Below are 21,174 nucleotides of genomic sequence, written 5' to 3'. Positions count from 1 at the left end.
GTGATGTCCTTCAGACGGGGCGGCGCACCAATCGCTTGAGGTCCGCCAGGCGGACCGCGCCGGTGAGCACGGTGGCGGCGGCATAGACGAGGAGGCCGGTCGCGACCAGCACGCTGAGCGCGGTCCAGCGCGCCAGGCTGGTGCCGGTGACATAGGGCCGGAACAGGTCGTTGAGGCCCCACATCGCCGCGCCCATCAGCAGGGCCGCGACAAGCAGCCGGGGCGCGCGGCGGCGAAGCTGCGCGTCGGGTGCGAACTGGCCGCGCTGGCGCAGCGTGCGATAGAGGAGGACGACGTTGACGCTGCTGGCGATCGCGGTGGCGAGGGGCGGCCCCATATGCCCGAGCGGCACGATGAAGGCGAGGTTGAGGACGAGGTTCACCGCCATCGACATGGTCGCGAAGCGCACCGGCGTCCGGGTGTCGGCACGGGCGTAATAGCCCGGCGTCAGCACCTTGACGAGGATGTAGGAGGGCAGGCCGATCGAGAAGGCGGCGAGCGCCTGCGCGCAGAAATAGCTGTCGGCCGCGCCGAACTTGCCGTGCTGGAACAGCGCCGCGACGATCGGCACGCCGCAGACCACCAGCGCGACCGTGGCGGGCAGGGTCAGGAACAGCGCCAGCTCCATGCCCCGGTTCTGGGTCGCCATCGCCTCGGCCGCGTCGCCGCGTCCCAATTGGCGCGAGATGGTCGGCAGCAAGACGGTGCCAAGGCCGATGCCGATCAGCCCGAGCGGCAACTGGTTCAGCCGGTCGGCATAATAGATGTAGCTGACCGAGCCCGCCGGCAGCAGCGTCGCGGCGAGCGCGGTCGAGACGACCAGGTTGATCTGCACCGCGCCCGCGCCGGCGGCGGCGGGCCAGATCAGCGCCATCAGCCGCTTCACGTCCGGATTGAGCGTCGGCCGCTTGATGCGCAGCCGCACGCCCGCCTGGCGGCAGGCCCACCACAGCCAGGCGAGCTGGAACGCGCCCGACACCGTCACCGCGACCGCCTGGTTGCGCGCGGTCAGCAATGGGTCGGGGGTGTGGAACAGCAGCAATGCCGCGATCAGCGTCAGGTTGAGCAGGATGGGAGCGGCGGCATTGACCCAGAAACGGTGCAGCGAATTGAGGATGCCGCCGAGCAGCGACACGATGCTGATCAGCAGCAGATAGGGAAAGGTCAGCCGGCACAGCATCACCACGAAGGCGAACCGCTCCGGCGTCGCGTCGCGAAACCCCAGGGTCAGCAGCCAGGTGACCGGCCAGGCGAAGACCTCGACCAAGGCGGTCATGCCGATCAGCACCGGCAGCAGCACCGACAGCGAATCCTCGGCGAAGGCGACGCCGTCGGGCAGGCCGCGCCCCTTGGGATCGGCGACCTTGTGGTTGAACATCGGGATGAAGGCGGCGGAGAAGGCGCCTTCCGCGAACAGCGCGCGGAACAGATTGGGCAGCCGGAAGGCGATCAGGAACGCGTCGGAGGCGAAGCTGGCGCCGATGAAACGCGCGAACAGCGTGTCGCGGACGAGTCCCAGGACGCGGCTGGCGAGCGTCAGCCCCCCGACCGAACCGAGCGCTTTGGTGAGATTCACGGGGCTGGGGTTCCGGCAGGAGGGATCACCGCCCCGGCGCGGCGGCCGGGACGGTGGCTGGAGGACGGATCAGGCGTTGCCGAAGGCCGCGCCGCTGGCGTCGGCATTGGCCTGCGCCTGCTGCAGGTAGAGCGCGCCGAAATCGATCGGCTCGAGCAGCAGCGGCGGGAAGCCGCCGTCGCGCACCGCGTCGGCGAGCACGCGGCGCGCGAAGGGGAAGAGCAGGCGCGGCGCTTCGCCGAGCATGAACGGCTGGATCTGGTCTTCCGGCACGTTGCGGAAGCCGAACAGGCCGGCATAGGACAGATCGACGATGAACGCGGTCTGGCCGTCGCTGTCGGCCTTCACCTCGATCTTCAGCACGACCTCGTGCACGTCGTCGGCGACCTTGCTGGAGCCGATGTTGAACTGCACGTCGATCGCCGGCGGGGTCTGCGCCTGGAAGATCGCCGGCGCGTTCGGATTCTCGAACGACAGGTCCTTGATGTACTGCGAGATCATGCCGGCGGCGGGTGCCGTGTCGGCGCCATTGGCCATCGGCTGCTGCGACGCGCCGTAATCCTGGTCCATTTGCTATTCCCTTGGTCTATAGGAGAGGGGGAGCGAGCGGCGCGTTCGCGCGTTCGATCTGTCGGCCGTCGCAACTAGCAGCGCGGGTGTACGGATTCAACGGGTGCGTATTTGTAACGGGCGGCATAGACGCCTATGTTGGCGGGAAGATCGGAGGCCTGGTGCTGTACGTAATTGTGTTCGCGATGATCGCCGCGTTTCTCGCGCTCCGGCTCTACGGGGTGCTGGGCAAGCGCACGGGCCATGAGCAGCAGCCTCTGGCGCGCACCGCCGAGGACCGTCCCGCCGTGGCCGCCGCGCCGCGCACCATCGACGTGACGCCCGAGCCGCGCGAGCTGGCCAACCGCAACATCGACCCGCGCGCCGAGGCCGGCCTGCGCGCGATCGTCGCCGGCGAGCCGGGCTTCGATGTGGGCATGTTCCTGGGCGGCGCGCGGTCCGCCTATCGCATGATCCTCGAAGCCTTCTGGAAGGGCGACGAGGCGACGCTGGCCGAGTTGACCGAGGATTCGGTCCATGCCGCCTTCGCCGAGGCGATCGCGATGCGCCGCGAAGCGGGCGAGACGCTCGACAACCGCCTGGTCACGATCGAGCGCGCGGTGATCTCCGATGCCAGCGTGCAGGGCCGCGAGGCGCGGATTACGGTGCGCTTCGACGCCGACATCGCCGCCGTCACCCGCAATGCCGAGGGACAGGTGGTCGCCGGCTCGCTGACCGACGCGGTCGAGACGCACGATGTCTGGACCTTCGCACGGACGCTGAAGAGCCAGGATCCGAACTGGCGGCTGGCCGATACCGACGAGGCGTGATCGCCTTGGTCTGATCGACCACCCCGAACTGTTCCCCGGCGAAGGCCGGGGTCCAGTTGGGGGACAACTCTGGCGACGCGATGCGCCTCGTTACCTCAGCCTTGCCAACTGGGCCCCGGCCTTCACCGGGGAACAAGAAGGGCGCGGTTTCTCCAAGATATCTTGAACGTACCGGGAAGGACAGGCATGCGGTGGATCGGAGGCGTGGCGCTGATGTTCGCGCTGAGCGGATGCGGCGGCATGATCGTGCCGCCCGCCCCCGGCGGCGGCCCCGCGCCGGCCAGCAGGCCCACCGCCACCGCCGCACGCCCGACCACCCATCATCTGGTCCGTGACGAGCGTCCGGTCGCGGTCCGCCAATCCGATGGTCGCATCGTCGCGGCGACCCCGATCCCGCCCCAGGCGGTGGTCGTGCCGCCCGCGCCCGCCAATGCGCTCGCGGCCGGCATCGTCGCCGGGCCGCCGGTCGCGACATTGCCGATCACCGACGTCCAGGCCCAGGCGGCGCGCGCCGCCTTCGCCCGCTCCTGCCCCGGGTTGATGCGTCGCACCGATGCCACCGGCCTGACCCGCGGGGCCGACTGGCAGGTCGCCTGCGCCGCCGCCGGTGCCGGCGGCGATGCGCGCGCCTTCTTCGCCAGCCAGTTCGAGGCGGTGCAGGTCGGCGACGGCCGGGCCTTCGCGACCGGCTATTACGAGCCCGAGATCCGCGGCGCGCTGGAACGGCGCGCCGGCTATGAAGTGCCGGTCTATGGCCGGCCGAGCGACCTGATCGATGTCGATCTCGGCCAGTTCTCCGACGATCTGAAGGGCAAGAAGGTGCGCGGCCGGGTGCAGGGCAGCGCGCTGGTGCCCTATTACGACCGCACCCAGATCGAACAGGGCGCGCTGGCCGGCCGTGCGCCCGTGATCGCCTGGGCCGCCGATCCGGTGGAAATGTTCTTCCTCCAGATTCAGGGATCGGGGCGGTTGCGCCTGCCCGACGGCAATATCCTGCGCATCGGCTACGACACGCAGAACGGCCGCGCCTATACCGGCATCGGCAGCCTGATGCGCCAGCGCGGGCTGCTCCAGCCGGGCCAGGCGTCGATGCAGGGGATCGTCGCCTGGCTGCACGACCATCCGGTCGAGGGCGCGGCGTTGATGCGCGAGAACAAGAGCTTCGTCTTCTTCCGCGAGCTGGACGGCCCGCCCCAGGGCGCGATGGGCTATGCGGTGACCGGTCAGGTCAGCGCCGCCGCCGATCCGAAATTCGTGCCGCTTGGCGCGCCGCTGGTCCTGTCGGTCGACCGCGCCGACGCGACGGGGCTGTGGGTCGCGCAGGATACCGGCGGCGCGATCAAGGGCGCGAACCGCTTCGACACCTTCTGGGGCGCCGGGCCTGGTGCCGAGGCGACCGCCGGCGGCATGTCGGCGCGCGGCACCGCCTGGTTGCTGCTGCCGGTCGGCACGCTCGCCCGGCTGACCGCTGCCGCCACCGCGCCCTCCTATCCGCAGACGCCCTATCCCATGACGAGCGCGCCGGGTGCGACGCCTCAACCCTGAGGAAGCCACCGCCTGGCAGAAGGTGATGGCGACGGTGCGGCCGATGCGCGCCGTCGCCACCTCGATGCCGGTGCGCGCGGTCGCCGTCGCCACCGCACCCGTCGTCGCGCCGCCTGCGCCGCCCCGGCCCGGCGCGCCGAAGGTGCGGACCCCGGCTGCGCCGCGCGCCACCGCCGCCGTCGCGCCGCCGCGTCGCGAGGATGGCCTCGCCGCCAACACGCTCGACGCCTCCTGGGACAAGAGGCTCTCACGTGGCGGGGTGATCCCGGACAGTTCGCTCGACCTGCACGGCCATACGCTCGCCTCCGCCCACGCGCTGCTCGACCAGGGGCTGGATCGCGCGATCCGGCGCGGCGACCGCGTGCTGCTGCTGGTGACCGGCAGGCCGCCGCGCCCCGAATCGGAGCGACCCCATGCGCGGGGTGCGATCCGCGCCGCGATCGCAGACTGGCTCGCCATGTCGCGCCATGCCGACGCGATCGCGGCGGTGCGCGGCGCGCATCCCCGTCATGGCGGCGCGGGTGCGCTCTACCTGGTGCTCAGGCGGCCGCGCGGCGGATGAGGTCGGCGTAGATCGCGGTCAGCGTCCGCAGGTCGTCGATCGCCACCGCTTCATCGACCTTGTGCATCGTCGCATTGAGCAGGCCGAACTCGACGGTCGGGCAGAGCCGCGACAGGAAGCGCGCGTCCGACGTGCCGCCGGTGGTCGACAATTCGGGCACCAGCCCGGTCTGCGCCTCGATCGCGGCGGCGATGGCGGTGGACAGCGCGCCCGGCCGGGTCAGGAACGCCTCGCCCGAGATGCGGCCGGTGACGATCGCTTCGGGGGCATGGCGTTGCGCGACGGCGCGGATGCGCTCGATCAGCGCCGCGCCCGACTGTTCGTCGTTGAAGCGGATCGACAGCCGCGCCTCGGCCTTCGCCGGGATGACGTTGTGCGCGGGGTTGCCGACCGCGATGTCGGTCACCTCGATGTTGGATGGCTGGAACCAGCGATTGCCGGTGTCGAGCACGATCGCGTCCACCTCGCCCAGGATCGCGATCAGCTTGGGGATCGGATTGTCGGCGAGATGCGGATAGGCCACATGGCCCTGCCGCCCCGGCACCGTCACCCAGATGTTGACCGAGCCGCGCCGGCCGATCTTCATCATGTCGCCCAGCCGCTGGGTGGAGGTCGGCTCGCCCACCAGGCACCAGTCGGGCGCGATGCCGCGTTCCGCCATCCGCGCGATCAGCGCGACCGTGCCATAGGTGGCCGGCCCCTCCTCGTCGCCGGTGATAAGGAGGCTGAGCGCGCCGCCCGTCTCCGCCGCGGCGGCGGCGGCGAAGGCGGCGACCGCCCCCTTCATGTCCACCGCGCCGCGTCCGTAGAGCAACCCGCCCCGTTCGCTGCCGGCCCAGGGCGAGTCGGTCCAGCCCTCGCCGGGCGGCACCACATCGACATGGCCGGCGAAGGCGAGATGCCGGCCGCCGCCGCCGCGCGTGGCGAGCAGGTTCTCGACCGGGCCGTCCGGGGCCTCGCCGGCCGTGAAGCGGTCGACCGCAAAGCCGATCCCCGCAAGCGCTTCCTCCAGCACGTCGAACACCGCGCCGCGCGCCGGGGTGACGCTGTCGGCGCGGAGCAGCGCCTGGGTGAGGGAAACGACGTCGAGGGGCGGGGTGGCGGTCATGGGCCGGCCTTCGCGCAACTGGCGTCGGCGTGCAATCGGGTTCACGCGAGGACGCCGAGACGTGAAGAGGGGCCGGGCATCCGTTCTACACAGCCGCTCCCCGGCAAAGGTCTGGACGCCGTGGGGAAGGTTGCAGTGACGGAGCGTCGCGCGTCGTCCCCATCTCCCCCCACGGGGCCCCGGCCTTCGCCGGGGAACAAGAAGGCAGGGCGAAGCAGGTGCCCGTGACGCCACGTCCTCGCTGCGTCGTGCGGACGCTTCAACCCGCCGCCGGTTGCTCATATTGCTGGAGGATCCAGTCCTCCTCCTGCGCCCCCGCGATCCAGTCCTGCATCCAGCGATGGCCGATCACCGCCTGGATGTAGCCCGCCGCGAACCGCGCGATCGGCAGCTGGTAGGTGACGATGCGCGTGCAGACCGGGGCGAACATGATGTCGACCGCGCCGAAATCGCCGAACAGGAACTCGCCGCCGCCCCCGAACCGGGCGCGCGCCTGCGCCCACAGGCTCATGATCCGCTGCAGCTCCGCCATCACCTCGGCGCTGGGGGGCGCGGGCGGGAAGATCTGGCGGACGTTCATCGGATGCTGGCGCCGCAGATTCTGGTAGCTGGAATGCATCTCCGCCGCCATCGACCGCGCCATCGCGCGCGCCGAATCATCCTCCGGCCAGAAATGCGCCCGCCCGACCCGGTCGGCGAGATAGTCGATGATCGCCAGGCTGTCCCAGACCACCGTGTCGTCGCCGCACCACAGGATCGGCACCTTGCCGGAGGAGGGGGCGAACTCGTCGCCCTCGCGCCGCCGGTCCCATTCCTGGTCGTAGAGCGGCACGACCACCTCCTCGAACGGCAGGCCCGATTGCTTGCAGGCGAGCCAGCCGCGCAGCGACCAGGAGGAGTAGGCCTTGTTGCCGATGATGAGCTTCATGGCCAATGGCCTAGCGGCTCGACCGGGTGGCGGCAACCGCCCGGCCGGCCGGAGGGATCAGGCGTTGACCGCCTCCAGCACCGCTGCGCGCAGCTCGGCGATGCCCATGCCGCCCTCGCTGGAGGTGGCGATGATATCGGGATGCGCGGCGGGGCGTTTGCGGGCCTCCTCCTCGGTCGCCCGGGTCACGGCGGCGAGATCGGTCGCCTTGATCTTGTCCGCCTTGGTCAGGACGATGCGGTAGCTGACCGCCGCCTTGTCCAGCATCCCCAGGATCTCGCGATCCACCTCCTTGATGCCGTGGCGCGAATCGATCAGCACCAGGCAGCGCTTCAGCACGTCGCGCCCGCGCAGGAAGTCGTTCACCAGATAGCGCCACTGGCGGACCATGTCCTTGGGCGCCTTGGCGAAGCCGTAGCCGGGCATGTCCACCAGCCGGAAGGCGAGCGGCTGACCGACATCGAAGAAGTTCAGCTCCTGCGTCCGTCCCGGCGTGTTCGAGGTGCGCGCCAGGCCGTTGCGGTTGGTCAGCGCGTTGAGCAGCGACGACTTGCCGACGTTCGACCGGCCGGCGAACGCCACCTCGGGCGCCACGGGGGCGGGCAGATGCTCCAGCTTGGGCGCGGACTTCAGGAAGGCGACCGGGCCGGCGAACAGCTTGCGCGCGGCCTCGATCTCCTCGTCGGTGAAGCTCATTTCGCCACCGGCGTGCTGAGACCCGGATGCCGGGCATAGAGCAGTCGCTGCTGCAGGATCGAGATGCAGTTGGTCGTGATCCAGTAGATCTGCAGGCCGACCGCGAACGGCGCCATCACGAACATCAGCACCCAGGGCAGGAAAGCGAAGACCTGGCGCTGGGTCTCGTCCATCGCCTGCGGGTTGAGCTTGAACTGGAAGTACATCGAGATGCCGAGCAGGATCGGCACCACGCCGATCGCGGCCCAGTGCGGCGGGACGAAGGGCAGCAGGCCGAACAGGTTGACCGGGGTCAGCGGATCGGGCGCGGACAGGTCCTTGATCCACAGGATGAACGGCTGGTGCCGCATCTCGATGGTCAGCATCAGCACCTTGTAGAGCGCATAGAAGATCGGGATCTGGATCAGCGTCGGCACGCAGCCGGCCAGCGGATTGACCTTCTCCGCCTTGTAGAGGGCCATCACCTCCTGCTGGAGACGGACCTTGTCGTCCTTGTACTTCTCCTGCAGCGCCTTCATGCGCGGCTGGATCGCCCGCATGGCCGCCATGGAGGCGAACTGGCGCTGCGCGATCGGGAACAGCAGCGCCCGGATCGTGATTGTCAGCAGGATGATCGCGACGCCGAAGTTGTAGACATGGCTGAACAGCCAGTCGAGATAATAGAAGATCGGCTTTTCGATGAAGCGGAAATAGCCCCAGTCGAGCGCGTAATCGAGCTTCGTCGCGCCTTCGTGATCGGTATATTGGTCGAGCAGGCGCACTTCCTTGGCGCCCGCGAAGAACCGGGTCGATTGGGTGATCGCCTGGCCCGGCTTCAGCGCGCGCGGATTGATCGTCACGTCGCCCTGATAGGCGTCGTTGGCGCCCGCGCGGAACTGGCCGGTGAAGGTCGCGGACTGGTCGGGCAGCAGCGCCGTCAGCCAGTATTTGTCGGTGAAGCCCAGCCAGCCGCCGGTCGTGCTGAACTGGGTGGGGCCCTTGGCCAGGTCCTTGAAATTGGGGCCGTAGCTCGCCGAGCCGTTGTTGACCGACATCGGCCCGGTATGGATCGTCCAGCTATCGGGGTCCTTCGACACGCCAATCCGGTTGACATAGCCATAGGGCGCGACGCTGACCGGCGCCGCGCCGGCGTTCAGCACCGTCTGGCGCACCGTGAACATGTAGTTGTCGTCGACCGAGAAGGTGAGGCGGAAGCGTTGTCCGCCCGGCCCGGTCGCATCGAGGTTGACCGGCTTGCCGGGCGACAGGACGGGGGCGGAGGCGGTCCAGACCGTGTCGGCGGCGGGCGGCTGCAACCCGTCGGTGCGCCAGCCGAAGCCCGCAAAATAGGCATCGGGCGCGCCGGCCGGCGACAAGAGGCGGATCGGCGGCGAGTTCTTGGCGACGGTCTCCTTGTAGTCGATCAGCACCAGATCGTCGATCCGCGCGCCCTTCAGGTTGATCGACCCGCGCAGGCGCGGCGTCTCGATGCGGACGCGCGGCGTCTCCGCCAGCACCACATTGCGGTCACGGGTGGCGGCCGGGCCGGTGGCGGTGGGATAATTGGCCGGATTGGGCACCGGCACCTGCTTGCCGTCGACGATCTTGGTCGCGGGCGGATTGGTGGGGAAGAACTTGTTCTGGATCAGCGGCCAGCCGAACAGGATCAGCGCCGCGAAGACCGCGAACAGCACGAAATTCTGGCGATCGTCTTTCACGGCGTCGTCATTTCCCAATCAATTACGGGACAGGATCGGGGCCAAAGCCGCCCCAGGGATGGCAACGGGCGATCCGCCGCGCTGCCAGCCAGCCCCCTTTGAGCGCGCCATAGCGGCGAAGGGCGGTGATTGCATAGGCCGAACAGGACGGATCGTACCGGCAGGAGGGCGGCATCACCGCCGACGGGCCGATCTGCCAGCCGCGGGCCAGCAGGATCAGCAGCCGGGCCGGCCAGCGCGGCGGCCGATCGTCCGCGGATGCGGGCGAGTCGTCCGCCGGTGCGCTCACCGGACCACCTTTTTCAGGGCTTTGCGCAATTCGGTGCGGAGCAGGGCGAAGTCGCGCTCGATCCCGCCATTGCGGCCGATCAGCACATGGTCGGCCCCGGCCAGCCCATGCTCCGGCAGCATTTCGCGGGCCAGCGCGCGCAGGCGGCGCTTCATGCGGTTGCGGACCACCGCGTTGCCGACCTTCTTGGTCACGGTATAGCCGACCCGCATGGTGCGGTCGTCGTCCTGGCGGGCGCGAACCAGCAGGACGAAACCCGGCATCGGCGCGCGCTTGCCGCCATTCGCCGCCAGGAAGTCGCGGCGCAGGCGCATCTGGACGATCTCAGCGGGGTCGCCGGGCCCGGACACGCGATTCGGGCCGCCGTCCACCGGGGACGGGGCCGAATCGGTCACGCAATCGTGAAAGGCTGTTACGCCGACAGCTTCTTGCGGCCGCGCGCGCGACGCGCCCGGATCACCGCACGGCCGCCGACCGTCGCCATCCGCGCGCGGAAGCCGTGACGGCGCGCACGCACCAGGTTGCTCGGCTGGAAGGTCCGCTTCATCGTTCATTCCTCGGTATTCATCGAAAACAGAAAGGGCCGCCACGCGGGACGGCCATGTGGCTGTGCGCATAGGCAGGATCGGGCGCGAAGTCAACGTGGCCGAACCGCCGGGCAGGGCGCGCGAGGCGGAGAAGCGGCGGCCCTCCGTTTCTCCAGCGCGATGCGGCGGAGCGTGCTGCGCCGTCGCATCGCCCGGTCGATGATTCGCCCCATGCGTGGCCAGCGCCGCTTGGCGCGCGCGAAATGCCGGCGGGCGAGTCGCGAGTTGCGCAGGATCAGGATCAGGCCGCCGGCGAACAGGAAGATGCCGGCCGGGCCGGGCAGGGGAATCACCGCCGGCGCGAGCAGGATCAGCACGCCGCCGAGCGTCAGTTGCGCGATGCGCATGATCGGGGAGCGCGGCGCGGTGGATCGGGACGGAAAGCGGAACCGCGGCACGCCAGTGGCTTAGCTAGTGTGTATTATCCAGGCAAGGCGGTGGGGTGCGGAAAGGCCGTCGCGCGCGCCATCGTTGCGGCTATGGAACGGATATTGGGTGGCGTTTCGGGGGCGGGCGAATGGCGACGATCGTGCGGACGGTGGCGTATCTGGGGCTGGAGGCCCGCGCGGTCGAGGTGCAGGTGCAGTTGATCCCCGGCCTGCCCGCCTTCAACGTCGTTGGCCTCGGCGACAAGGCGGTGGGCGAGAGCCGCGAGCGGGTGCGCGGCGCGATCGCGGCGCTCGGCCTGGCGCTGCCGCCCAAGCGGATCGCGGTGAACCTGTCTCCCGCCGACCTGCCCAAGGAGGGCGCGCATTTCGACCTGCCGATCGCGCTGGCGCTGCTGGGGGCGATGGGGGTGGTCGATGTCGAGACGCTGGCCGGCTATGTCGTGGTCGGCGAACTGGGACTGGACGCGCGGATCGCGCCATCGCCGGGCGTGCTGCTCGCCGCGCTCCATGCCGGGCAGGCGGAGCTCGGCCTCGTCTGCCCCGCCGCGCAAGGGGCGGAGGCCGCCTGGGCCGGATCGGCCGAGGTCGTGGCCGCGCCCGATCTTCTGGCGCTCATCAATCATTTCAAGGGCCATGGCCTGCTCGCCGCGCCGGGCCCCGGCAAGGTGGAGGCGGAGGCGCCCGGCCCCGACCTGCGCCAGGTGCGCGGCCAGGAGACCGCCAAGCGCGCGTTGGAGATCGCCGCGGCCGGCAGCCACAACCTGCTGCTGTGCGGTCCGCCGGGCGCGGGCAAGTCGCTGATGGCGGCGTGCCTGCCCGGCATCCTGCCGCCGCTGGACGCCGCCGAGGCGCTGGAGGTCTCGATGGTCCAGTCGGTCGCCGGCACACTGGCGAACGGGCGGCTGACCCGCACGCGGCCGTTCCGGGCGCCGCATCACAGCGCGTCGATGGCGGCGCTGACGGGCGGGGGTGTCACTTTTCATTCAAAATGAGACTCGTATCACCTTATTGAGACTAGTCTCAGCTTACTTGCAAAATCGGCTGAGCTTTTGCGGCAGCCGCGCGCGCTTGTCGCTCGGCCTATTGGCCTTTGCCTCGCTGCTGCCTTCGCGAGCGAGCAGCCACCCCGTTGAGTCTTGCAAGACCCACATTCGGCCATTGAGACCGGCCCGCCAGCTTCCCGGAAGCGGACGCTCGTTATGGTCGCCATCAGCAGTCCGCTAAGCATCTCTCGATCTCCCATCTCGCGATTTCCGGCGGCCGCCACACCCGGAGAGTGGGCGGCCGCTCCGCATTGCCCGATCAGACGGTGCGAACCGTCCCGCCGTCGATCACGAATTCGGCGCCGTGGATCGCCGCTGCACGATCGACCGCGAGATAGGCGATAAGGTCGGCGACCTCCTCGGGCTCCGCACCGCGACCGATAGGGATGCCGCCGAGCGCGTCGAGCACCGACTGGCGCGCTTCCTCGATCGTGCCCCCGTTGGCTTTCCGGAGGATTTCGAGAAAGTCTCCGGTCGCCTCCGTCATGATCCAGCCCGGCGAAACCGAATTGACCCGCACGCCCTTGGGCCCGAGCTCCTTCGAGATCGACTTGCTGTACGTCCGGAGCGCCGCCTTCGCGGCGGCGTAGCCGGTGGTGGAGTCGGGCAGCGGCAGGATCGATTGGATGGACGTAACGTGGACGACGGCGCCCATGCCCCGTTCGATCATCTGCGGGATCAGCAGCCGATCGAGCCGGACGGTGGCGAGAAGGTTGAGGTTGAGCTCGGCCAGCCAGTGCTCGTCGGTCAGCGCGGCGAAGCCACCGCCGGGCGAGGACGAGCCGCCGACGACATGGGCGAGGATATCGACGCCGCCCAGCTGCTCGATCGCCGCCTTTGACAGCGCCTCACCGCCCGCTGCGGTCGTCAGGTCCGCCTCGACATAGTCGACGCCTTCGATCTGATTCCGGATGGTGCGCGCGGCGGTGATGACGCGCGCGCCGCCAGCAAGGAAGCGCTCGACGGTGGCGCGGCCGAGCCCCTTGGTGCCGCCGCTGACGAGCACGCGCTTGCCGGCGAACTCGCGCGGATCCGCGGTCATGCCCATACCGTCGTCTCCAGCGTCTTGATGGCGTCCCCGTTCATCGTGAAGCGATAGGTGAAGCGGAGCGGGCTGCCGGGGAATTCGCCGTGCGCCGGCCCTTCAAGCACGATGGCGCCGTCCTCCTCGCGCGCCGCGTCGGGCTCGAAGATCGCCTTCACCGCGATCGCTTCGTCCTTAAGCATCTTGGCGATCGCGGCCTTGCCGACGAAGTCCTTGCCGTTGTCGGTGAAGACCGCATCCGGCGCGAAATGCTTCATCATGCCGTCCAGATCGAGGCGCCGGTTGGCCTCGATATAATCCGCGATCAGTGCTGGCAGGTTCAGTGACATGATCGTCTCCTCGGTTGTGACGAGGACGATTTAGCGATTGCGCGTTCACCCGATAATCGAGACAAATGCGAATGTCGTATTACGGAGATCGGGACAATGACCCGCCATTCTCTCACCGAGCTGGAGGCGGTCCTGGCGATCGTCCGCTGCGGCTCGTTCCGCGCCGCGGCGCTTGATCTCGGCATGTCGACCACGGCGATCAGCAATGCGGTGCAGAAGCTCGAGCGGGAGCTTGCCGTGCGCCTGTTCAACCGCACCACGCGCAGCGTCTCGCTCACCTATGCCGGACGGATCTTCGTCGCGCAGGTCAGGCCGGCGCTCGAGGGCATCCAGAAAGCGATGGACACGGCGCGGTCGCAGCAGGAGGCACCGTCGGGCACGTTGCGGATCAACGCCTTCGCGACGGCGGCGCGCGAGATCATGTCGCCGCTCGTCCTGACCTATCTCGAGCGCTATCCGCAGGTGCATATCGACATCGTCACGGAGGGCCGTCTCGTCGATGTCGTCGCGGCGGGGTTTGATCTGGGCGTGCGTGCCAGGGATCTGGTGCCGAGTGATGCAATCGCTATCCCGCTGGGTCGCGAGCGACGCATCGCCGTCGCTGCGTCGCCGGCGTTTCTCCAAGGCAGGGCTGTTCCTAAAGTGCCGCAGGAGCTACTTGCTTATCCGTGTATCCGCGGGCGGCTTCCCAATGGAGCCCCGCTCCGATGGCGCTTCGCGAAGGACGGCGAGGAGTTGCTGCTCGACGTTGATGGCCCGATCACGCTCGACGAGGCATCCCTCGCCCGGATTGCGGTGCTGAACGGCGTGGGGATCGGCTACTTCATGGAGCCCGACATCCGCGACGATATCGCGGCGGGCCGGCTCGTGCGCATTCTGGAGGATTGGACGCCACCGCTCTCGTCACTTTGCCTCTACTACTCCAACAGACGCAATTCGTCGGCCGCCTTCACGGCCTTCATTGCGCTCGCGCGCGACTTCTCCGCCGGGCGCCTCTGACCCAATTTCCGTCGTTCAGCCCGCCATCCCCGCTCCCCGACTTCTACCATTCATTCATGTTTTGGATTGGGTTTGTAGGCCCACGCCGTTCCCGATGCTTGACAACGAAATCTGGAACGGACACGCGGTCGCGTCGGATCGAGGCGCAGGCGCGGCGTTCGATCGAGATCGATCCCGGCTTCACGCGCCGTTGTCTCGATGAGGTTTAGACGCTCCTCGGCAGCGCCGATGCGATCGTCATCGAGCGCGACATCGACGAGCCGAAGTCAGTGCCCGAGCCGACCAAATTCACGAAGGGAGGCCTCGCGCCCTGGCAGCTCAAGCGGGTGTGTTCTGTCGGCAGCGCAATCCTGGAGCTTTCAAGCACCTCTATGCTAGTGGGGCGCATGACCGGGACAGGCTCATTTTCCGAACGCCACGGCTTTCAGGGCGCCGAGATGGAAATCCGCATCCGCGAAGATGCGCCTGAGGAGATACGTGCCGGCATCGTGATGCTGGGCTATGCCGCGGGTCTCGGCCAGGACAGTATGCGCGCAGCGATCTGCGAAGTACTGCTGAAGCGACCCGATCCCAACAATTGGTCGGGAAGCAATGTCGAGAACGAGGTCGACGGTCTCGTTGACGATGCCCCCTGGTTCAAAATCTATGACATTGCCGAGCGGATTCATGCGGAGATTGCCCGGATCGACTATACCGGCACAAAAGCTGACTAGTTCGCCCGGCGCCTGACCCAGCTCTTCCGGGAGCTTGGCGTTGGCTGGCAGATGGAGAATGGGCGGATCGTAGTCCGCGGCTTGGTGGCCTTCACGCTGGCGACGCGCGACGCTGTGCAGGTGATGCAGCAGGCGGGAAAGCCGACCGCGGCGAACGAAGTCCACGAGGCGCCGAAGGACATCTCAAGACGCCCCGTGGCCGATGTCACCGGCGCGATCCAGCACGCGATGGCGGCCTTGGAATGCGTCGCCCGCGAAGTCGACAACAGTACCGACACGCTCGGCAAGATCATCGGTCGGCTGGGTTTGCCGGGGGCCGCTCCATGCGGCGCTGCACAAACTATGGGGGTTTTCTTCGTAGCAGGGCCGGCATATCGCCGATGGAAGAGATCCGACCTTCGAGGAAGCGGAGCTTGTGGTGACAACGGCCTCGGCGGTCAGCGTTTACCTTTTGTGGCGTCAGGCGCGGGTCACGCCTCCCTAATGGCCGCGGCGCCTCGGATCGGCTGGGCAGAAGATTGAAACGTGCGCGAAGCAGTGACGGCAAACGCGACCTTGGACTTGGATCGGAAGCAGATGGACACGCTGATCAATTATCTTGAGCAAGCCGTCGCAGCGGGCCTCAAACTGGCCAGACGCCCACAGTTCGGCTTCGGGCCCGATCCGTCGGGCCAGGATGAGGCAAAGGAGATCGTCAGCGACTTGCTGCGGCAGGCCATGGCGACCGGCCTGCCCATCGAGCGGCGCACGATAGACTCCTCGCTGCTCGGCGGCGGCAATACGGCCGACATGGTCCGGCATATCGTCCTGCACGCGCCATTCGTGTTCAAAATGGACCGCAACGAGAAGCTCGCCAAAGAGGGAGCCATAATGCGTGATATTCGCGCAAATGCCGCGATGCCCGCGCGTTTCAGGGAGGCGTGGCCTGTCGTCTACGCGATCCGAGAAACCGCGCCTTACGCCTATCTGATGGAGTATTTTCCGGAAGCGGAAGGTTGGATATCGCTTGAGGATCGGCTGTTTCCCAAGGGCGGCGCGCAGACCGGCCCCGCTGAAGCAGTGCGCCTGATGCACGCGGTCCTCGACATTCTGTTCGAGGGATATGATGCAAGCATCGACCACCGTATGCTTCCCAGCATCGGCAAGGACTATGTCGAGCGTATCCGCGAACGGCTCGAAGCTGCGGAAAAGGTCGACGCGGTCTTTCGTTCGCGCAAGCTCTACCGCGGCGACGCGGAGCTCACGCCATGGAAGCAGAGCCTTGAGCGCATTGCCGGCGCGAAGGCGCAGCTCGACGCCATTGCCGCCCCGTTCAGCACGATCGTCCATGGTGATCCCAATCCGGGCAACCTGATGCTTCGGACGAGCCACTCGTCGGTCGAGGTCAAGCTGATCGATCCCAAGGACTGGGGGCGCGGGGACTATCTGTTCGATATCGCCAAGATCACCCATTTCCTAGATGCGACAGGACCTATCGAAAAGCCAGCCGCGGGCGCTACGCTCACGCTCTCCCGCAAAGCGGTCGATGGCGGCGTGCTCGACTATGCCTTTGAGACGCCCGCGGTGACTTCGCAGCTGGTGGCGGCCTGTCTTGAGCGTGTGGGCCAATTCGCCGAGACGCATGGAGACCTTCACTGGCGCGAACGATACGAGCTCGCAATGGCCGCCAATATTCTCGGCCTTCCCGCCACCCGGTTCGCCCACAAAATCAATCCGCGGCCCGACGCGGCGATCGCACTCTATGGCGAGGGACTGACCTGGCTCGATCGCTTCTGCTCCCGCCTCAAATGACCGAAGCGCCGGGCCATCGCGGCTATTATCTGCGAAGCGCGCTGTGGAAAGCAGCTGGCGGGAGTGCGGGCGGCAGCTACTCCCCGAGGACCGGCGCCCGGACCTTGCATCTCGGGCAGGATCATACTTCGCCGCTCGCCGAGATGGTGGCGTTGCACGAGAATTTTCACTGGGCGCTCAATGGGAGCACGACCTTCGGCGTCGGAATGGTGCTGGCCGGTGCGTTGGACCAGGCTGGCGAGCCCGGAATGGACGCGCTGATCGAGCGCATGATCGAAGCGTCGGTCGAGACCCATGAGACCTACGCGACGCTCAGCGGCATCTACGCAGCAAGCCTTTCGATCTACGACCGCAGCTTGCTCGACGAATATCCGGACTATCAGGGCTATTACGACCGGATGGCGGGCCTGCTCGACCTCGAAAACGCCCCCTTTATCAGTTCGGTCTGCGTCGCCGCAGCCGCGCGGGTCGCAATGCAGACGGATCTTTTGGACCGATGGGCGGCAATTCCCTGCGCGGACTGGGCAACGACGGTGTGGGACGAGGCCGAAACGCCCGACGCCCGTTTCGCGCATGTCACCAGCCCAATCGCGCTCGCGGCCGCCCAGCAGGCATTGCGTCAGGCGATCGTGTCGGCCAGCCCGGCAATACAAAGCCTCGCGCGCGGCGGGCTGAGCCGCGACGACAGGATACGGGCCGTCGGGGCGGCGCCCCTGCCCGAGCAGGAGGCGCTGCAAGGGCTGGCGTTCCAGGCCATTGCCGAAGCATGCTTCCCGCCTGGATTAGGCCGGCCGCAATGGCTTGCGCAACGCGCGGCTGCGGCCAAGGCGAGCCAGCAGGTGGTCGATCATGCCGGGCCGAGGTTGCGGATCAAGCTGCTAACCTCGGAAAATCTCGACCAGGATTTCGACGCCACCTTCATGTCGGCGCGCGAGGAACGGCTGATAATTTCATCGTCCAAGCTGCCAGCAGTGCTGCATGAGGCCGGCGTCGAAACGGAGGTGCGGCCGTCATGGTTTGTCGTCGAGGGATATGACTTCGGCCCCCATGTCCAGCTGGTCGCCATTCCATTCGACAAACTGCCGGCTCTCTATGCCCTGAAGGACCCGTTGAGCGATCGGCCACCAGAAGACACGCTGACCGTCCTGCGCCGGTTCGTGGAAACGCCGTCGCTGCCGGTGCCCGGGTTCGTGCACATGCTGGAATTGGCTTCGCCCTCCGAGCTTCCTCTCCAATTGGAGTCTGCAAAGCCAGCGCGGATATTTGTCATGGCCAGTGCCAGCGCGTGCATGAACCCGCAGTGGATGGATGACTGGCTACTGCCATTACGGCGACGCGGAGCGGCGGTGGCGATGTTGATCGACATCGATCCGTTCGACTTCATCCCGTTCTGGGCTAAGAGATTCCGGCAGCAAATGGTGAGGATAAGGCTCGACCGGGGGGATCATGACCTTCCTGACAATATGGGCTTTCTCGCCTTTGTTGGTTCCGATGACCCCGACTTCATGCTCTTCGCGCCATGCAGTGAATCTTTCGCCCGAAGCTTCATAATGATGATCGAACGTGGGAATTATAACATCGACCCCGATGGCTCGCTGAGCGACGCCCAAGACCATCTGGTCCAACTCGCTGTCGGTCACATCATGCGGGAGGAGGGCAAATTTGGCTTCTCCCATTGGTGGCGCAATCAATAGTCGAAATCGCGTGGCGGTGGTGGAGCACCTGCTCCGTCCTAAACCGCGGCGCTTGTCACGAGGGGAATGCGTTCCCTTGACGCCCAGCCCTAGAGGCTGGCCGTACCCCTTCTGGTAGGGTCGTGATCCCACCGGTGAACGAACGTCTGCTTCACGGGACGAGCCGTCCAGAGCGGCCGTTCCGGTCTCCACCAAAAGCTTCAGTTGCGACGGCTTGAAGCGTTAAGATCGGTGTTCGTCTTTTGTGCAAACCGCCAGATTTTCACTCGGAATGCGCATTAGAGTTGCGTTCGCGGCCACCTGAGGCTCCCCGCGCTCGGGTTTGGCACTACAAAGCGGTTTCCCCTTCTAGAAAACACGCAAATCTCTCTCTCTCTCAGATTCGTGCTTTCGAAAACGCAAGAGGCGCTCAATCGGGAAAAATCCATGCCAGAACCCTCAACAAAATGCGCAAATTTAATCTTTTATAAGTTTTTGGCAACGCGAACCGCAATTTTGTAACTTCTATGTGAATTGGGGACGCGTTTTCACCACGTGATCAGGTGCGGAATTATCAAAAACACGAGTCTATCACATCGTCTATATCAGGCGTTCGCGGCCCCGCTCTCGCCAAGGCAAGGAGCGCAACGCGACCGCCGAGTGTCTGCAAGGTGGGCGCTCAGATCATCGACGTATGTCGGTGATGCTAACACCCACGTCAGCGCTCGCGAGGTCCGCGTCAACTGTGAACAGTTCAGTGCTTAGGTCCAAGGCGAGCGCCAAACACGCTCGATCTCCTAACGACAGACCGAGCGGCTTTGTCGCCGGTCGCAGGTCGCCGATGGTCATCGCCTGAGATGGTGACAATGGACGAACGTCTAGGTGCAGGCCGCCAAGAGCTTCCTGAACCTCCTCCAGCGACAAGCCGCGCTCGCGCAGCTTGGACACGACCTCGGCGAGATTGGTCGTATCCATCACGGAACGCGTTAACACTTCGACTACCCTGTCTGCGCCCGGCTCGTCATTGAGCAGACAGAGCAGGGCGGAAGCGTCAAGCACGACCTTGCTACTCACGCTCGGCCTCGCGGCGCCGATCGGCGATCAATTCGTCAGCCAAGGCTGACCCTTCAGGTATGTGCTTGCGCAGGATGGCGCGGGCACGCTCAACTGCTCGGTTGATTGACCGTACTCGAAGCTCGCCATTGTCGACATCGACCAGTACGGTATCGCCCGTGCTGATGCCGAGTTGACGACGCATCGATGCAGGAATCACCAGCTTTCCACCATCCACGATCTTGACCCGCTGCGCTTCCACCTGCACCAAACCTGCTAGCGTGACCTGTCAGGTGACATACGTACCAGAATAGGCGCACAGCTGCCACTATCAGACAATCATAATCTACCGAAGTTTGTAGCGACGAACACGACTGCACCAGAGCTGTTCATCTCGGCGGTGAGTGGCTACGCAGAGTCGGCTCGCTTAGCTAGGCGCGGTAGATCCGGTCCTTGCTATTCGGAGCCCATAGCGGCAGGGGTAGCGCTTAAGGGTGTACCCAAACACGCCGGGCACGAGAGATGAGTAAGTGACAGACAGCAAGGTTAGGGCGGCGAGGGTGTACCTCCGTGTGAGCACGGACGAGCAGGACCTGACGCGGCAGGAGAGTATCGTGGCCGGCGCGCGGGCGGCCGGCTTCTACATCGCGGCGGTGTACCGGGAGAAGGCGTCGGGTGCGCGGCCCGATCGGCCGGAGCTGCTGCGCATGGTGGCGGACCTGCAACCAGGCGAAGTCGTGGTGGCCGAGAAGATAGACCGCATCAGCCGCCTGCCGCTGCCGGAGGCCGAACTGCTAGTTGAGACAATTCGCGGCAGGGGAGCTCGGCTGGCGGTGCCGGGCATCGTCGACCTCAGCGACTTAGTGGCGGACAGCGCGGGCGTGGCGCGCATCGTGCTGGAAGCGGTGCAGGACATGCTGCTGCGCGTGGCGCTGCAGACGGCGCGCGACGATTATGAGACCAGGCGCGAGCGGCAGCGCGAGGGGATCGACATCGCTAAAAGGGCTGGGCGGTACACCGGCCGCAAGCCCGACCTTGCCCATCACCGCCGCATCGTCGGTTTGCGCGAGGCGGGCATGAGCATCGCGAAGACGGCGGAACTAGCCGGATGCAGCATTGCCCACGTCAAGCGGGTGACCGCCCTTCACCGGGCCAGGACGGCTGCGGTAGCGCCGACCTCGTAAAACGAACCTACCCTTTGTGCAGGGCTTTACCTTCACTTTTTTTGATGCCGTGATACTTGCGGTGGAGAACCCAATTTACTCACGACGGTGCCTCACCCTATCCTGGGCCATGCTGTTCAATGAGGCGCAATCCGCTGTCCCGTTTCTCCGTGCCCGACCGGCAGTCTTGGGAAAAAGCAATCGGGAACAGGTTTTGGGAAGCGGTGCGTTCGCCTTTCAATGTAGTAACGTGTCCGCCCGTGCATCCCATTTAAGATTCCTATTCGAGACGGCAGGTGCCGACCACAATACGTCGTTCGCCGAACGGGCTCGGAACGGCAGATTCTGACACAACTTGCCATTCGCTGGGCGCGAAACCGTCTGGCGGCAACGCCCCTACGTAGGTCATTCAGCCTCCGCGAGCCGAGCCCAAAAGCCGCCCCTCGTTCAGGTGATGCCAGTCGACGCGATGGGTGAATTACGGCCCGGCCGCTTTCGGACGCCGAATGGCGTGAGCGGCCCTCCGTTCACGCTCAGATAGTCGGCAGCAATGCGCCCCAATCGGCTTCGAGCCGACCGCTTCAGGAGGCGCTCGCACTTAAAGGGCGC

Annotated in this window: 23 protein-coding genes and 1 pseudogene; 10 read left to right on the top strand and 14 right to left on the bottom strand. The window is 66.7% G+C overall.

Features of this window, described 5'->3' with window-relative positions:
* Nucleotides 1–10: 10 nt before the first annotated feature.
* Together murJ and secB are read right to left on the bottom strand one after the other, a co-directional pair.
* Nucleotides 11–1,576: a murein biosynthesis integral membrane protein MurJ gene (gene murJ / locus GGQ96_RS04380; protein ID WP_184111832.1), complete on the bottom strand. Its 1,566-nt coding sequence runs from the start codon at nucleotides 1,574–1,576 to the stop codon at nucleotides 11–13.
* A gap of 69 nt (nucleotides 1,577–1,645) precedes the next feature.
* On the bottom strand, nucleotides 1,646–2,146 hold the full coding sequence (gene secB / locus GGQ96_RS04375) for a protein-export chaperone SecB (RefSeq protein WP_184111830.1): 501 nt from the start codon (nucleotides 2,144–2,146) through the stop codon (nucleotides 1,646–1,648).
* A 164-nt stretch (nucleotides 2,147–2,310) separates the two neighbouring features.
* Between secB and GGQ96_RS04370 the strand changes: the two genes are divergently transcribed.
* The 3 genes from GGQ96_RS04370 (at nucleotide 2,311) to GGQ96_RS04360 (ending at nucleotide 5,062) form a co-directional block, all read left to right on the top strand.
* Entirely contained in the window at nucleotides 2,311–2,955 is a 645-nt protein-coding gene (locus GGQ96_RS04370) for a Tim44/TimA family putative adaptor protein (RefSeq protein ID WP_184112253.1), read from the top strand.
* A gap of 186 nt (nucleotides 2,956–3,141) precedes the next feature.
* Nucleotides 3,142–4,500, top strand: coding sequence for a murein transglycosylase A (gene mltA, locus GGQ96_RS04365; protein WP_246360029.1), 1,359 nt, complete (start codon nucleotides 3,142–3,144; stop codon nucleotides 4,498–4,500).
* A gap of 25 nt (nucleotides 4,501–4,525) precedes the next feature.
* Nucleotides 4,526–5,062 carry a Smr/MutS family protein gene (locus tag GGQ96_RS04360; RefSeq protein WP_246360157.1) on the top strand — a complete coding sequence of 179 codons (537 nt, stop codon included), beginning with the start codon at nucleotides 4,526–4,528 and terminating at the stop codon, nucleotides 5,060–5,062.
* Here the strand turns inward: GGQ96_RS04360 and dapE are convergent.
* The 8 genes from dapE to GGQ96_RS04320 all read right to left on the bottom strand — a co-directional run bounded on the left by dapE (nucleotide 5,040) and on the right by GGQ96_RS04320 (nucleotide 10,714).
* Nucleotides 5,040–6,170: a succinyl-diaminopimelate desuccinylase gene (gene dapE, locus GGQ96_RS04355; protein WP_184111828.1), complete on the bottom strand. Its 1,131-nt coding sequence runs from the start codon at nucleotides 6,168–6,170 to the stop codon at nucleotides 5,040–5,042. The genes GGQ96_RS04360 and dapE overlap by 23 nt on opposite strands.
* A gap of 259 nt (nucleotides 6,171–6,429) precedes the next feature.
* Nucleotides 6,430–7,098, bottom strand: coding sequence for a glutathione S-transferase (locus tag GGQ96_RS04350; RefSeq protein ID WP_184111820.1), 669 nt, complete (start codon nucleotides 7,096–7,098; stop codon nucleotides 6,430–6,432).
* 57 nt (nucleotides 7,099–7,155) lie between these two features.
* Nucleotides 7,156–7,794, bottom strand: coding sequence for a ribosome biogenesis GTP-binding protein YihA/YsxC (gene yihA, locus GGQ96_RS04345; RefSeq protein WP_184111818.1), 639 nt, complete (start codon nucleotides 7,792–7,794; stop codon nucleotides 7,156–7,158).
* A complete protein-coding gene (yidC, locus tag GGQ96_RS04340) occupies nucleotides 7,791–9,491 on the bottom strand; it encodes a membrane protein insertase YidC (RefSeq protein WP_184111816.1) in 1,701 nt (566 codons plus the stop codon). The genes yihA and yidC overlap by 4 nt, the downstream gene beginning before the upstream one ends.
* A gap of 22 nt (nucleotides 9,492–9,513) precedes the next feature.
* A complete protein-coding gene (yidD, locus tag GGQ96_RS04335; RefSeq protein ID WP_206433092.1) occupies nucleotides 9,514–9,708 on the bottom strand; it encodes a membrane protein insertion efficiency factor YidD in 195 nt (64 codons plus the stop codon).
* A gap of 68 nt (nucleotides 9,709–9,776) precedes the next feature.
* Nucleotides 9,777–10,130, bottom strand: coding sequence for a ribonuclease P protein component (rnpA, locus tag GGQ96_RS04330; protein ID WP_343058920.1), 354 nt, complete (start codon nucleotides 10,128–10,130; stop codon nucleotides 9,777–9,779).
* Nucleotides 10,131–10,192: 62 nt separating this feature from the next.
* On the bottom strand, nucleotides 10,193–10,327 hold the full coding sequence (gene rpmH, locus GGQ96_RS04325; protein WP_028056723.1) for a 50S ribosomal protein L34: 135 nt from the start codon (nucleotides 10,325–10,327) through the stop codon (nucleotides 10,193–10,195).
* Between the two features lie 90 nt (nucleotides 10,328–10,417).
* Complete coding sequence (locus GGQ96_RS04320; RefSeq protein ID WP_184111812.1) at nucleotides 10,418–10,714, bottom strand: hypothetical protein; 297 nt, start codon at nucleotides 10,712–10,714, stop codon at nucleotides 10,418–10,420.
* A gap of 170 nt (nucleotides 10,715–10,884) precedes the next feature.
* Here GGQ96_RS04320 and GGQ96_RS04315 point away from each other — a divergent pair.
* Nucleotides 10,885–11,730 (top strand): annotated as a pseudogene (locus GGQ96_RS04315) (ATP-binding protein); the annotation flags it as partial.
* Nucleotides 11,731–12,058: 328 nt separating this feature from the next.
* Here GGQ96_RS04315 and GGQ96_RS04310 read toward each other — a convergent pair.
* Nucleotides 12,059–12,847: an SDR family oxidoreductase gene (locus GGQ96_RS04310; RefSeq protein ID WP_184111810.1), complete on the bottom strand. Its 789-nt coding sequence runs from the start codon at nucleotides 12,845–12,847 to the stop codon at nucleotides 12,059–12,061.
* The gene (locus tag GGQ96_RS04305; protein ID WP_184111808.1) at nucleotides 12,838–13,173 is read right to left on the bottom strand and encodes a nuclear transport factor 2 family protein; all 336 of its coding nucleotides are present in this window, start codon (nucleotides 13,171–13,173) and stop codon (nucleotides 12,838–12,840) included. Before GGQ96_RS04305 ends, GGQ96_RS04310 begins: the two co-directional genes overlap by 10 nt.
* 96 nt (nucleotides 13,174–13,269) lie before the next feature.
* Between GGQ96_RS04305 and GGQ96_RS04300 the strand changes: the two genes are divergently transcribed.
* The 5 genes from GGQ96_RS04300 to GGQ96_RS04280 all read left to right on the top strand — a co-directional run bounded on the left by GGQ96_RS04300 (nucleotide 13,270) and on the right by GGQ96_RS04280 (nucleotide 18,370).
* Nucleotides 13,270–14,172: a LysR family transcriptional regulator gene (locus GGQ96_RS04300; protein ID WP_184111806.1), complete on the top strand. Its 903-nt coding sequence runs from the start codon at nucleotides 13,270–13,272 to the stop codon at nucleotides 14,170–14,172.
* 269 nt (nucleotides 14,173–14,441) lie between these two features.
* Nucleotides 14,442–14,885: an AbiJ-NTD4 domain-containing protein gene (locus GGQ96_RS04295; protein WP_184111804.1), complete on the top strand. Its 444-nt coding sequence runs from the start codon at nucleotides 14,442–14,444 to the stop codon at nucleotides 14,883–14,885.
* Nucleotides 14,886–14,969: 84 nt separating this feature from the next.
* On the top strand, nucleotides 14,970–15,407 hold the full coding sequence (locus tag GGQ96_RS04290) for a hypothetical protein (RefSeq protein ID WP_184111802.1): 438 nt from the start codon (nucleotides 14,970–14,972) through the stop codon (nucleotides 15,405–15,407).
* Between the two features lie 54 nt (nucleotides 15,408–15,461).
* Nucleotides 15,462–16,676, top strand: coding sequence for a phosphotransferase (locus tag GGQ96_RS04285; protein ID WP_184111800.1), 1,215 nt, complete (start codon nucleotides 15,462–15,464; stop codon nucleotides 16,674–16,676).
* The gene (locus GGQ96_RS04280; protein WP_184111798.1) at nucleotides 16,673–18,370 is read left to right on the top strand and encodes a hypothetical protein; all 1,698 of its coding nucleotides are present in this window, start codon (nucleotides 16,673–16,675) and stop codon (nucleotides 18,368–18,370) included. The genes GGQ96_RS04285 and GGQ96_RS04280 overlap by 4 nt, the downstream gene beginning before the upstream one ends.
* A 663-nt stretch (nucleotides 18,371–19,033) precedes the next feature.
* On the opposite strand, the gene GGQ96_RS04275 is transcribed toward GGQ96_RS04280, so the two are convergent.
* Both GGQ96_RS04275 and GGQ96_RS04270 read right to left on the bottom strand, forming a co-directional pair.
* Nucleotides 19,034–19,423, bottom strand: a complete 390-nt coding sequence (locus GGQ96_RS04275; RefSeq protein WP_184111796.1) for a PIN domain-containing protein — start codon at nucleotides 19,421–19,423, stop codon at nucleotides 19,034–19,036.
* On the bottom strand, nucleotides 19,416–19,670 hold the full coding sequence (locus tag GGQ96_RS04270) for an AbrB/MazE/SpoVT family DNA-binding domain-containing protein (RefSeq protein WP_343058919.1): 255 nt from the start codon (nucleotides 19,668–19,670) through the stop codon (nucleotides 19,416–19,418). Before GGQ96_RS04270 ends, GGQ96_RS04275 begins: the two co-directional genes overlap by 8 nt.
* Before the next feature lie 304 nt (nucleotides 19,671–19,974).
* Between GGQ96_RS04270 and GGQ96_RS04265 the strand changes: the two genes are divergently transcribed.
* Entirely contained in the window at nucleotides 19,975–20,586 is a 612-nt protein-coding gene (locus GGQ96_RS04265; protein ID WP_425506686.1) for a recombinase family protein, read from the top strand.
* The last annotated feature ends 588 nt before the right edge of the window (nucleotides 20,587–21,174 follow it).

The organism is Sphingomonas abaci, from assembly GCF_014199625.1.
Lineage (GTDB): Bacteria > Pseudomonadota > Alphaproteobacteria > Sphingomonadales > Sphingomonadaceae > Sphingomonas > Sphingomonas abaci.
This window is presented reverse-complemented; position numbering and strand designations above follow the sequence as displayed.